Raw genomic sequence first — 12,140 nt, forward strand, 5'->3', positions numbered from 1 at the left:
AGCCGGGAGGGAATCATGGGACGTGGTACCAACGGACCTACAAAAAACGTATCGGTTCCCGAACTTCCGCGCCGATACTGGGCGAACTTTTATTATATGGTGGTATCTGATTACGATCATCCGCCCTCCATGAGTGATACTGACAATACCCACCGTTTCGAGCGGATCGACTGGGAGGAAATCGACCGCTCGGGACGATCCCTCTCGTCGACGAGGGCCACCGTCGTGGTCGGTCTACTCGCATTTACCGCACTGTATACCCTCGAGACGGCCGGTATCGTCTCGCTCGGGTGGCACCTCGAGCGCATCGACTGGGTGATCGTCCTGGGAATGGTCGTCCTGGGGTCGCTCGTGGGCGTTCCGGCCGTTCGACGACCGGACGTAACCCGTCGGATCCTCTCGAGGCTCGTCTCACGGCCGACCCACGCCGCTGCCGCCGGATTCCTCGCTGCGCTGTCGCTGGTCGGTATCTTCGGTTCCCTGATTCTCGGCTCGCCGGAACTATCGTTCGCCCACCGACTACATGCCCCGTACGGGTTCACGAGCCAGGCCGGGTGGCACGCCGAGTGTCTCGGCGAGATCCACCAGGGCGAAGGGATCACGCGCTACTGTGAGGGCTCGCTCTCGTATCCGCTGGGAACGAACCACCGGGGCCACCCGATGGGGTACCTGCTCGTCGAAGGGGCACGGATAACCCTCTACGTGCTCGTCTTTACCGCCGCGTTTATCGTCCCGCTGGCATCGACGGTCGGCGTCGTGGCTGGCTTCAGAGGGGGCCGAATCGACGACCTTCTGACGAGCTACATCGACGTCCAGTTGTGCGTGCCCGCGATCGTCGCGTTTTTCATCGGCTACATGTACTGGAACGCCTCCCTGCTCCTGTTGCTCGCGATGTTCGGCCTCCTCAGCTGGGGCGGGATCGCCCGCCTCGTCAGGAGCGAGACGTTACAGCGCCGCGAGGACGGCCACGTGCTGGTCGCTCGCAGCCTGGGCGCATCGCCGGTGTATATCGCGAAACGCCACATCGTGCCGAACATCACCAACACGCTCGTCCCGGCGATCTTCCACCTGCTCGCGCTGCTCGTGCTGGTCGAGGCCGGGGTTGCGTTCCTGGGCTTTCACGACATCGAACTCTACTCGTGGGGGTCGACGATCCAGGAGGGTCTCGACCCGCCGGTGACCGGCGTCGGGCTCAGGATGGCCGCCCACGAGATCTGGTGGGTCTCGACCCTGCCTGCAGTCGCGCTGACACTGACCCTCGCTTCGCTGAAGCTCGTCGGCGACGGGCTTCGCGACGCGCTCGATCCCCGACAGAACCCATGACGCTTCACACCGACGATACGACGGACGGTACCGACGCGCTGCGACGCGGCGACCGCAAGCCCCTGCTGACCGTTCGGGACCTTCGAACACACATCACCACCGAGGGGGACTCTATCCGCGCCGTCGACGGCGTGAGCTTCCGGATCGACCGCGGCGAGACCGTCTGTCTCGTCGGCGAATCGGGCTCCGGGAAGAGCGTCACCTGCCAGTCGCTGACCGGGCTCGTCCCCCGACCGCCGGCCGAGATCGTCGGCGGCACGGTCGATTTCGACGGCAACTCGCTGCTCGAGGCCGAGGAGTCGCAACTGCAGGCGATCCGCGGGAGCCGCATCGCCCACGTGTTCCAGAATCCCCAGAGTGCGCTCGATCCGGTCTATACGGTCGGTGACCAGCTCGTCGAGGCGATCACGATCCACGAGGACGTTCCCGAACGCGAGGCGGTCGACCGCGGAATCGAACTCCTCGGGCGGGTCGGCATCCCGAACGCGGCCGCGCGCGTGGACGACTACCCCCACGAGTTCTCCGGCGGGATGCAACAGCGGGTAGCGATCGCCATCGCGCTCGCGGCCGACCCGGACCTATTGATCGCCGACGAGCCGACGACCGCCGTCGACGTGACGGTCCAGGCCCGGCTGATCGAACTCTTCCGAGATCTGATCGACGGCGGGATGTCCCTCCTGCTCGTGACCCACGATCTCCGGGTGGTCGCCGCGCTCGCGGACCGCGTCCTCGTCATGTTCGGCGGAACGATCGTCGAACGCGGCCCCGTCGAGGATCTGTTCGATCGCCCCGCCCACCCCTACACCCGCGAACTGATGGCAAGCTACGACGGCGTCTCACGTCGTGACGATCGCTCGGCTCGAGGGGCGATCCCGGGCAACGGCTGCCGGTTCCGTGGCGAGTGTCCCCACGCGGTCGACGACTGTGCCGGCGGCGATCAGCCCGCCTTCCACCCCGTCGAAAGCCGGGACGCTCACCGGGCCGCCTGCGTCTACTACGGCCCGGAGCGGGACCCGGCGACGATCGACGAACGGAGGGGACCGGACGAACGTCGACTGCTCGGCGGACCGGGAGGTGAGAGCCGTGAGTGAACGGATCGGCGGGGCCGACGAGCGCTCCGACCCTCTCCTCGAGGTCGAGGACCTCGAGACCCACTTCCCGATCACGCGGGGATTCCTCCGGCGCGAGGTCGGCCGCGTCCGCGCCGTCGACGGCGTGAGTTTCCGGATCGACCGCGGCGAGACGTTCGGCCTGGTCGGCGAGTCCGGCAGCGGCAAGACGACGACGGCGCTGTCGGCGCTGCGCCTCGAGGAGCCGACCGGCGGCGAGATTCGGTTCGACGGCGAGTCGGTCACGGACCTGTCCGGGGCCGACCTCCGGGCGTTCCGGCGGCGCGCGCAGCTGATCGTCCAGGATCCGAACGACGCGTTCAACCCCCGGATGACGGTCGGCGAGGCCGTCGCGGAACCGCTTGCCCTCCACGGAATGGACGACGCCGAGCGGCGCCAGCGGATCGTCGCCGACCTGCTCGAGCGGGTCGGTCTCGCGGCCGACGACGCCGACCGCTACCCTCACGAGTTCTCCGGCGGCGAGAAACAGCGCATCGCCATCGCGCGGGCGCTGGTGCTCAACCCGGACCTGATCGTGGCCGACGAACCGACCAGCGCGCTCGACGGCCGCGTCCAGTCCGACGTGCTCGCCCTGCTCGACGACGTCCGTCGCGAGTTCGACGTCGCCGTGTTGTTCATCAGCCACGACATCGACGTCGTCCGGCAGTTCTGCGACCGGCTTGCGGTCATGTACCTCGGCGAGATCGTCGAACGCGGGCCGACCGCGGAGGTGCTGAACGATCCCGCCCACCCGTACACTCGCGTCCTGCTTGGCTCGGTTCCGAGCCTCGATCCCTCGGATCGGGAACTGGCCCGGCCGCTGACCGATTCCGTTCCCGAACCGAGCGATCCGCCCGCCGGCTGTCGATTCCATCCGCGCTGTCCCGAAGTGATCGCCCCCGCGGACGTCGACCTCGAGGCCGATCTCTGGCGAACGGTCGCAGCCTTCCGGTTTTCCGTTCGAACCGGCGAGCTACCCCCGGAAATCGACGCCGCCCGCGGGAGCGAGGACCCGGAGCCAGGAATCGACGAGACGACGGTTCGGGAGGCGTTCGATCTCCCCGCGGAACTCCCGGACGACCGTGCCGAGGAGGGCGTCGCCGCCGCGGCCGAGGCGATCGCCCGCGGTGACCTCGATGCTGCGACCGATACCCTCGCGGAAGCGTTCCCGACGGTATGCGGGCGCGAATCGCCAGCCGACGGAGACCGACACGAGCGCCAGGTTCGGTGTCACCGGTACGATTCGGCCGTCGAGGCGGCTCCGCGCTCGTCGTCTCGAACGCTCGAGACCGACGGCTAATGGGTGCAGTCGGCGATCGAGGACCGTATGTAATAAAAGACGTGTAGCAGCCTCGACCTCGAGGGTAGAACGACGAGAAACGAGTTCTTACACGCCCCAAAGCGACGTTCGGCCGGTCACTCCGTTTCGGTTCGTTCGGCCTCCTCTTCCGGCACGATACGAACCGTCGTCTCCCCTGCGAGTCCCTTCCCGACCGGGTCCTCGACGTTGATCTCCGCGCTGATCGTGTGTTCCCCGGGCTCGGCCGGCTCCCACTCCGAATCGGAGACCCGAAACAGCTGGTCCCAGCGTTTCGTTACTCGCTTTCGTTCGCCGCGATCGAGGACGAGTTCGCCCTCCTCGTCCGGCGGATCGTGGAGTTGGATCTCCGCGGCCTCCGCGAAGCCGTCGACCTTCCACGCCCAGAGAAGCGGCGAGCGCGTGGGGATGGCAACCGGGGCCGGAAGCGGGTTCCGAAGCGTCACGCGGAACGGGATCGGCTCGCCGACGGCGTACTCCTCCTGGGGCGTCGATACCGTCACCGACACCGCACGGTGTCGCAGGCCCTGTGGGAGAACTCGCCGGCTCAACGCGGTCGAATCGACCGACCGCATCGCCTGTATCTTGTACGACGAGTCCTTCTCACGGGGTGTAAACGGCTCGTCGTCCCTGTGGAGCGCATCCGATTCGTAGATCCGGCGCACTGGTGCAAGCAGGGGCGGCGAAAACTAAAACGTTCGGGTCGTGTCGGCCGTCTCGAGCCCGTATTCGGGTGTCTGGAACCTCTTCGAGAAATCGCGGGTCGGAATTGGGGGTCGAGGAACCGCCCTGATCGATTCCGATTAGTCGTCGGCGATGGCGTCACCGGGGTCGTCGCTCGAGCCAGAGCCCGTAGAGCCCGTGCCCGTTCCCGGCCGCCGATCCCGTCGTTCCCTGCCCCCGCGGTCGGCGAACTCCTCGTCGTACAGCAGACACGAGATCTCGTGGGTGTCGCCCATCGGGATCCGGTCCGGACTGAACTTCTCACACGGCGAGACGAACGCCGAGTCCATCCCCTGGCGTGCGTCCTCGATGTTGCCGGCGTGGAGTTCGTCGATCGTCTGGGAGAGGACCAACTCCGCCTCGCGGTCCGAGACGGTGTCGGGGAGGTCGAACTCCGAGCGGACCAGGTCGTCGAACTCCGAACCGGAGATCGTCGTCGGATCGATTCGCTCGGTGTCGTCGCCGTTGGTCTCTTCCTCGGCGATGGCAGTCACCGACTCGATGTTCTCGGCCTCCTGAAGCCGCAGCTTGAAGTCGACGATCGAGCGCCAGACGTCCTGCTCGAGGTCGTACTCCTCGGGCGGGATGATCCGCGGACACCGGGTGTGGAACCGGCAGCCGGACGGCGGATTCAGCGGCGACGGAACCGTTCCCGGCAGGAGGATCTGGTCGCCCTCCCAGAGCGGATCGGGTTCGGGGATCGCCGAGAGCAGCGCCTCCGTGTACGGGTGGTACGGCGGCGAGAAGATCTCCTCCGTCGTCCCGACCTCCGCGAACTCACCCAGGTACATCACCGCGATCCGGTCGGAGATGTGTTCGACCACGCTCAGGTCGTGAGCGATGAAGATGTACGAGAGGCCGAACTCCTCCTGGAGGTCCTCGAGCAAGTTGAGGATCTGGGCCTGCACGCTGACGTCCAGCGCGCTGACCGGTTCGTCACAGATGATGATCTCGGGGTCGACCGCGAGTGCGCGGGCGATGCCGATACGCTGACGCTGTCCCCCCGAGAACTCGTGGGGATAGCGGTGTGCGTGGCTGGCGTTCAGGCCGACCGTCTCGAGGAGATCGTAGATACGATCGGTTCGCTCCTGGCCCGAGGCGATGTCGTGGATGTCGAGGGGTTCACCGATGATGTCCCCGACGGTCAGCCGCGGGTTCAGGCTCGAGAACGGGTCCTGGAAGATGTACTGGAGGTCAGTCCGCAGGTCCCGGAGCCGGCTGTTCGAGATCTCGGTCAGATCGACCTCCTGGCGTTCGGGTTCGCCCGGGCCCTCGCGACGGTCGACGGCCTCCTGGTAGTACACCGAGCCGTCGGTCGGCTCGATCAGCCGGAGCAGCGTCTGGCCGAGGGTACTCTTCCCGCAGCCGCTCTCCCCGACCACGCCGAGGGTCTCGCCCTCGTAGAGCTCGAGGTCGACGCCGTCCACGGCCTTGACCCACTGGGTTCGGCCGAGGATGCTGTCGATGACTCCGCTACTGCTGTCGTAGTACTTCTCCAGGTTCTCGGCCCGCAACAGGGGCCTCTCGTTCGGTCTAGTCATCGCTTTCACCTTCCGGGTTCGCGTTGGATTCGGTACGACGGCCCGACCGGGCGTTCGGGTTCGCGACTGCGGCTTCCGTATCGCCGTCGGTGTCCGGATCGCGGATTTCGACCGAGTAATCGAGCCCCTCCTTCAGCGCTCCCGTGTACTCGAGACAGGCAGCGGTGTGTTCGGTCGGCGATTCGAGGCCGCGTTCGGGTTCGCCAGTTTCGGGATCGAGCAGCGGCGGTTCCTTCCGGGTACAGGCTTCCTCGGCGAACGGACAACGCGGGTGGAAGCTACAGCCGGAGGGCAACTCGACGAGGTCCGGCATCGTGCCGGGGATCGTCTGCAACCGCTCGCGTTCGTCCCCGATCCGGGGGATCGAACTCATCAGACCGACGGTGTAGGGGTGTTTGGGATCGTAGTAGAGGTCCTCGACCGGAGCCTTCTCCACTGGCTTGCCAGCGTACATCACCATCACGCGATCGCAGACCTCGGCGACGACCCCGAGGTCGTGGGTGATCAGCTGGATCGCAGTGTCGAACTCGTCGGCGAGTTGCTCGATCTCCTCGAGGATCTGGGCCTCGATCGTGACGTCGAGCGCCGTGGTCGGCTCGTCACAGAGCAACAGGTCGGGATCACAGGACAGCGCCATCGCGATGACGGCTCGCTGTTGCATCCCGCCGGAGAACTCGTGAGGATAGTCGGAGTACCGGGCTTCGGCCTCCGGAATGCCGACGCGGTCGAGCAGTTGGATCGTCCGCTCTTTCGCTTCCTGGTCGTCGTAATCGAGGTGGTGTCTGATCGCCTCGGAGACCTGTTCGCCGACGGTGTAGACGGGGTTGAGCGCGGTCTGGGCGTCCTGGAAGATCATGGCGATCTCGTTGCCCCGAATCTCTCGGAGCTCCTCCTCGCTCATCTGGAGGAGGTCCTCGCCCTTGAACAGGATCTCGCCGCTCTCGATCCGTCCGGGACTCTCGATGAGCCGCATTAGCGAGAGCGCGGTGACGCTTTTGCCTGCCCCGCTCTCGCCGACGACGCCGAACTTCTCCCCGCGTTCGATCCGGTAGGAGAGGTCGTCGACGGCGGTGACGACGCCCTCCTTCGTGTAGAACTTGACCGTCAGGTCGTTGACTTCGATCAGCGACATCAGGCACCACCCTGTTGACCCGCGCCCGTCTCCTGGGCGTCGAGCGCGTCGTTGATTCCGTCACCGATCATGTTCATCGCCATCACGAACATGAAGATGGCTGCGCCGGGGAACACCGTCGCCCACCAGGGGATCGTACCGTCGGGACCCTGAATGAGCGTCTCACGTGTCTGGTCGAGCATGGTCCCCCACTCCGCGCTGCCCGGCGGCATCCCGAAGCCGAGGAAGCCAAGCGCCGCGACGCCGATCACGACGGTCCCGACGTTCAGCGACGCGACGACGAGCAGCGGCGGCATCGCGTTCGGAACGATGTGTCTGAAGATCACGGACTTGTCTCGTGCACCGAGGGCCTTGGCGGCCATCACGTACTCGTTTTCCTTGACCTTCAGTACCTCACCACGGATCAGACGGGCATAGCTCGCCCAGCCGACAAGCGAGAACGCGAGCACGAGTTGCCAGTAGCCACCGCCGAGCATCGCGATGATGACCAGCGCCATGACCAGGAACGGGAAGGCGAAGATGGTGTCGACGAGACGCATCATGATCTCGTCGGTCCAGCCGCCGTAGTAGCCCGACACGGCCCCGTAGATGGTACCGAACGATGCCGTGATCACGACGACGATGAAGCCGATCGAAATGCTGTAGCGGCCGCCGTAGAGGAGCCGGGAGAACAGGTCCCGGCCGGACGCGTCCGTTCCCATCCAGTTCGTGGTCGACGGCGGGTCGTACACGCCGATCGATGGATCCTGTAGGTAGAGGATCGCCGCCGGGTCGTACGGGGCGAGCGAGAACGGCTGGACGGTCGTCCCCATCACCGAGATCGGCCGCGCGAAGATCGCCACCAGCGAGAGGAAGGAGACGACCGCGAGGCCGATCAGCGCGGTCCGGTTCCGTTTGAACCGTTCCCAGCCCCGCTGCCACCGCGTCTGTGTCTCGTCGCCGGACTCTTCACTCCAGTCCGAAAGCGGTTCGCGTCGTTCGACCTTCTCCGCGTCGAAACCGCTGATCTGGATCCGGCCACGCTCTGCGGAAATCTTCCTAGTCATATCTGATCCTCGGATCGAGTACCGCGTACATGATGTCTGCTACCAGATTCGCGATGATGATAGTAACCCCGAAAAACAGGGTGATCGCCATGATGAGATTGACCTCTCGACCGTTGATCGCCTCGACGAACTCCATGCCGAGACCCGGCCAGTTGAAGACGTACTCCACGACGACCGACCCGGAGACGATGCTTGCAGTCAGTGTCGCCGCGAGGGTAACGACCGAGATCAGGGAGTTACGGAGGACGTGCTTGAGCACGACCGACCGCTCGGGCAGTCCCTTCGCGCGGGCCGCCGTCACGTACTCCTTGTTCATCTCCTCGGCCATCGAGGTCCGCATGACGCGCATGATCGATGCCGCCGACGCAGTCCCGATCGTGATCCCCGGGAGCAGCAGGTACCACAGCATGTCCGGGTGGTACAGCGGCTGCCGGGAGGGCGGCAACACGTTCCACCAGCCGAGCCACAGCGACCCGATCAGGATCAGCATCAGCCCGAGCCAGAAGTTGGGGATCGAGATACCGGACAGGGCAAGGAAGCGGCTGATCGTGTCGCCGAGCTTGTCCTTGTTGACCGCCGCGTAGATCCCGGTCGGGATGGCGATGATCAGTCCGAACGCCCAGCCGAACAGGCCGAGCACGATCGTTTCCGGCAGTCGCGTCATGATGATCTCGGTGACGTCCCGTCCGGTGCTGATCTCCTCACCGAAATCGCCGACGACGATGTTCTCCATCCACGTCAGGTACTGCTGCCAGATAGGACCGTCGAGCCCGTAGCGGGCGCGGAGGCGTGCCTCGTCGGCGGCCGTCATATCGGGATTCAACCCGACCATCTGGCTGATCGGATCACCCGGTGTTAGATGAACGAGCGCGAACGTGATGACCGATACACCGAACAGTATCGGTATGATCGAGAGGAACCGTTTCAGTATGAAACGTCGTAAACTCATGATGGATACATACGTACGAAATTGCGGGATAGCGGGCGGTTTCGACCTTAGAGGTCGTACTCTTCGACTACCTCATCGAGCAGTTCTTCCGCGCGGTCGGGGTCGTACTCGTTGGTCGGCTTGATCTCCGCCTCGAGCGCTTCGGGGTCTGCGGTCCCGCTCTCCTCGGCGAGTTGCGGGATGTCGGTCCAGGCCGGTCGAGCCCAGCCGTTGAGGACGTTCTCGACGATCCGTTCTCGCGGGACGAGATGGTTGACCGCAGTGCGGAGGCGCTCGTCGTCCCACGGCTCGACGTTGACGGGGTACTGGATGTACTCGTAGCCACCGGTCTCGACGGCGTCGATGAAGAAGCCGTCGGACTGGTCGAAGTCGTCAAGCGTCGCCGTCGCGAGCCCGTAGGTGACGTCGATCTCCTCGTTCTGGAGCGCACCCGATCGGGTCGCGTCGTCGGGGACGATCTCGAACTCGATATCCTCGATGACTGGACCGTCGGGGAACTCCGAGGGGCCATCGAACCAGTCGATCGAGTCCACGCCGAGTTCCTCGGTCCAGTAATTGTCGAACTTGGAGTACTCGGCGTACTGCTCGTCGACGAACTCCTCGAACTCGTAGGGGCCGGTACCGATGGGTTCGTTACCCTGTCGCGGGTCGAGGTCGCCGCCCTCGAGGTCGACCTGTTCCAGCGAGTGGATGTAGACGGCGGGGAGTTCCCGCTCGGCCTCGGCGTCCGGAACCTGCGCGTAGATGTTGACGGTGTAGTCGTCGACTTGCTCGACGTAGAGCGCGGAGTCGAACGTCTGGGCCGAGAGGTCGGAGTTCTCGTAGCGCTCGTAGGAGCGGACGACGTGTTCGGCGGTGAGTTCCTCGCCGTTGTGGAACTCGACGCCCTCGCGGATGTCGTACTGGAACTGCATCCCGAAGGTGCCGTCAGCGACGGCCTCGCCGGCCTGTTCGGGCGTGAGGACGCGGACCTCGTCGTCCCCGAACGGATCGTCTTCGGGGTGCTGGACGATGATCTGCTCGTCGGTGTCGAGGACGCCTTCGTCGTCGGCACCGACCGAGATCATGTACTCCTCGTAGGCGGTCCGGTCGATGTCCTGGGTCTCGACGAGTTCGTAGTCCTCGGCGAGCCACGGATACACGTTCCCGTCGGCGTCGGAGGTAATGAGTTGCTCGAAGACGAAGTTCTGGGCCATCGTCGACGTCGTGTCGTTGCTGTACGGCGGGTCGAACGAGTCGACGTTCGCGCCGGCACCGATCCGAAGCGTTCCGCCTTCCTGCAGGTCGCCGAGGCCCGTCTCCTCCGGCGTGGCGTCGCTGTCGCGGTCGAGCCAGGAAACCTGTTCGTCCTCGGGCGCGTAGAGTCCGTAACTGAACAGTCCCTCCGTGAACGGGTACGTACTGTACCCGTGCAGGTCGTTGGACATTACAGGCGCGAGGAGGTCGAAGTGGGTGATCGAGCTGTATCGGTTCTCGGCGAGTCGCTCCCAGACCTCGTCGTAGCGCTCGGCACGGAGTTCGGGGTCGTCGACGACGTCCATGTCGTACCGGGCGTCGTCCATCATCTCGTCGAGCTCGGGATCGTTGATCCCCTGGAGGTTACAACACTGCCCGTGGTTGCTCGAGTGGTGGAGGGCGTTACAGAAACTCTCGGGGTTGAACGTTCCCGACAGGCCGATGCACGCGATGTGGCCGCGTTCGGCGTACTCGGTGTCGAGGAGACGTCCGACGTACGTGTTCCACTCATAGGTCTCGATCGTGGTATCGAAATAACCGGTCTGTTCCATCGACTCCGCGATCAGCTCCACCATCTGAACGCGGTCGTCGTTGTCAGCGTTGACTTCCAGCTGAATCTGGAACGGCGCATCTCCTTCCTCTTCTTCATCACCGAGGCACCCGGCGACTGCGACGATGCCAGCACCGCCTACCCCCTGTAGGACTTGACGTCGGTTGATATCGCGTCCCGACTGATTGTTATTCTGCACCATGAGTCCCTCATGGGGAATCCTACCTTATAGTTGTATTGTTTTTCTTCGCTTCGAGACTCCCTATGTTTTCTCCGGTATCCCCCTGCGACAAACGCACCTGTTGTTTTCTACTGTTTAAATGAACTATCGGACAGAATGCACACTCGAAGTGTACAAATAGAAACCGGCCTGCAAAGGAGAATCGGGTGGCCGGTGGGGCGAGTCGTCCGCGCGAAGGGCGGTGAGGACACGCTGGCTCCTGTTCTCCGTTCGGCCGTTTGCAGGCTACCGACGACGGCCCGACTTCGACTCCGACTCCGATTTCGACCTCGACCTCGACCTCGACCTCGAGGTTGTGTGACGGAGAGACGTTCGATCCGCTCGAGTCCCTGAATCTCGGCGTCGGTCGCTACGGTGGGACGGCGTTCGGCGTCAACAGCCGCGACGGGAGAAGACGGTCAGTCGCCGGTCTCGTCGACGATGACGACCTCGCCGTCGACGACGTCGACGTTGATCAGCGTCTTGACGTCGTAGCCGGCGTCGTCGACCTTGTTTTCGCCGCCCTCTTTCTTGATGACGGCGACGGTGTCGACGACCTCCGCGCCGATCTCGTCCAGGGCGTCGAGGACGGACGCGAGCGTGCCGCCGGTCGAGAGCACGTCGTCGAGCACGAGTACGCGCTCGCCCTCGCGGACGTCGTTGATGTACATCTCGTTCTCGGAGTACCCCGTCTTCTGGGAGATCGCGACCTCGTGTTCGAGCCCGTACTCGCGCTTGCGGATGACCGTCAGCGGAATGTCGGTCATCAGTGAGACCGCCGTGGAGATGTGGATCCCCATCGCCGCCGGCGTGACGATCCGGTCGACGTCCTCGAGTTCGGCCTTTCGGATGATTCCGATGACGATCTCCCGGAGGAGGCCCGGATCGAGTTTCGGAAGCCCGTCGCTGATCGGATGCACGAAGTAGTGATATCCGTCTTTCTCGATGATCGGCGCGTCGAGGAGCGACTGCTTCAGTTGTTCCATGTCGTCG

The 12,140-nt window shown here is 64.6% G+C and carries 10 protein-coding genes; 3 read left to right on the forward strand and 7 right to left on the reverse strand.

Annotation, left to right across the window (positions count from 1 at the left end; all coding sequences use genetic code 11):
* Positions 1-129 precede the first annotated feature (129 nt).
* From CHINAEXTREME_RS19630 to CHINAEXTREME_RS19640, 3 genes are read left to right on the forward strand one after another with little or no spacing between them, the layout of a single operon-like run.
* Positions 130-1,323, forward strand: coding sequence for an ABC transporter permease (locus CHINAEXTREME_RS19630; RefSeq protein ID WP_007140529.1), 1,194 nt, complete (start codon positions 130-132; stop codon positions 1,321-1,323).
* A complete protein-coding gene (locus CHINAEXTREME_RS19635) occupies positions 1,320-2,414 on the forward strand; it encodes an ABC transporter ATP-binding protein (RefSeq protein WP_007140528.1) in 1,095 nt (364 codons plus the stop codon). The genes CHINAEXTREME_RS19630 and CHINAEXTREME_RS19635 overlap by 4 nt, the downstream gene beginning before the upstream one ends.
* Positions 2,407-3,732 carry an ABC transporter ATP-binding protein gene (locus tag CHINAEXTREME_RS19640; protein WP_007140527.1) on the forward strand — a complete coding sequence of 442 codons (1,326 nt, stop codon included), beginning with the start codon at positions 2,407-2,409 and terminating at the stop codon, positions 3,730-3,732. The genes CHINAEXTREME_RS19635 and CHINAEXTREME_RS19640 overlap by 8 nt, the downstream gene beginning before the upstream one ends.
* Before the next feature lie 116 nt (positions 3,733-3,848).
* Here CHINAEXTREME_RS19640 and CHINAEXTREME_RS19645 read toward each other — a convergent pair whose 3' ends face one another.
* The 7 genes from CHINAEXTREME_RS19645 to hpt form a co-directional block, all read right to left on the reverse strand.
* Positions 3,849-4,415 carry a hypothetical protein gene (locus tag CHINAEXTREME_RS19645; protein WP_007140526.1) on the reverse strand — a complete coding sequence of 189 codons (567 nt, stop codon included), beginning with the start codon at positions 4,413-4,415 and terminating at the stop codon, positions 3,849-3,851.
* A 138-nt stretch (positions 4,416-4,553) separates the two neighbouring features.
* Positions 4,554-6,014: an ABC transporter ATP-binding protein gene (locus CHINAEXTREME_RS19650; protein ID WP_029601606.1), complete on the reverse strand. Its 1,461-nt coding sequence runs from the start codon at positions 6,012-6,014 to the stop codon at positions 4,554-4,556.
* A complete protein-coding gene (locus CHINAEXTREME_RS19655; protein WP_007140524.1) occupies positions 6,007-7,146 on the reverse strand; it encodes an ABC transporter ATP-binding protein in 1,140 nt (379 codons plus the stop codon). The genes CHINAEXTREME_RS19650 and CHINAEXTREME_RS19655 overlap by 8 nt, the downstream gene beginning before the upstream one ends.
* Positions 7,146-8,192, reverse strand: coding sequence for an ABC transporter permease (locus CHINAEXTREME_RS19660; protein ID WP_007140523.1), 1,047 nt, complete (start codon positions 8,190-8,192; stop codon positions 7,146-7,148). The genes CHINAEXTREME_RS19655 and CHINAEXTREME_RS19660 overlap by 1 nt, the downstream gene beginning before the upstream one ends.
* The gene (locus tag CHINAEXTREME_RS19665; RefSeq protein WP_010546706.1) at positions 8,185-9,141 is read right to left on the reverse strand and encodes an ABC transporter permease; all 957 of its coding nucleotides are present in this window, start codon (positions 9,139-9,141) and stop codon (positions 8,185-8,187) included. Before CHINAEXTREME_RS19665 ends, CHINAEXTREME_RS19660 begins: the two co-directional genes overlap by 8 nt.
* Before the next feature lie 47 nt (positions 9,142-9,188).
* A complete protein-coding gene (locus tag CHINAEXTREME_RS19670; RefSeq protein ID WP_029601607.1) occupies positions 9,189-11,129 on the reverse strand; it encodes an ABC transporter substrate-binding protein in 1,941 nt (646 codons plus the stop codon).
* 437 nt (positions 11,130-11,566) lie between these two features.
* Positions 11,567-12,133 (reverse strand): hypoxanthine/guanine phosphoribosyltransferase, encoded by a 567-nt coding sequence (gene hpt / locus CHINAEXTREME_RS19675; protein ID WP_007140520.1) that lies wholly within the window; start codon positions 12,131-12,133, stop codon positions 11,567-11,569.
* Positions 12,134-12,140 lie beyond the last annotated feature (7 nt).

The sequence above is a fragment of the Halobiforma lacisalsi AJ5 genome (assembly GCF_000226975.2).
GTDB lineage: Archaea > Halobacteriota > Halobacteria > Halobacteriales > Natrialbaceae > Natronobacterium > Natronobacterium lacisalsi.

Excerpts from the sequence above, each read along its gene's own strand:
- CHINAEXTREME_RS19630 (WP_007140529.1), top strand. The coding sequence starts at position 130 with ATGAGTGATACTGACAATACCCACCGTTTCGAGCGGATCGACTGGGAG.
- CHINAEXTREME_RS19635 (WP_007140528.1), top strand. The coding sequence starts at position 1,320 with ATGACGCTTCACACCGACGATACGACGGACGGTACCGACGCGCTGCGA.
- CHINAEXTREME_RS19650 (WP_029601606.1), bottom strand. The coding sequence starts at position 6,014 with ATGACTAGACCGAACGAGAGGCCCCTGTTGCGGGCCGAGAACCTGGAG.
- CHINAEXTREME_RS19655 (WP_007140524.1), bottom strand. The coding sequence starts at position 7,146 with ATGTCGCTGATCGAAGTCAACGACCTGACGGTCAAGTTCTACACGAAG.
- CHINAEXTREME_RS19660 (WP_007140523.1), bottom strand. The coding sequence starts at position 8,192 with ATGACTAGGAAGATTTCCGCAGAGCGTGGCCGGATCCAGATCAGCGGT.
- CHINAEXTREME_RS19665 (WP_010546706.1), bottom strand. The coding sequence starts at position 9,141 with ATGAGTTTACGACGTTTCATACTGAAACGGTTCCTCTCGATCATACCG.
- CHINAEXTREME_RS19670 (WP_029601607.1), bottom strand. The coding sequence starts at position 11,129 with ATGGTGCAGAATAACAATCAGTCGGGACGCGATATCAACCGACGTCAA.
- hpt (WP_007140520.1), bottom strand. The coding sequence starts at position 12,133 with ATGGAACAACTGAAGCAGTCGCTCCTCGACGCGCCGATCATCGAGAAA.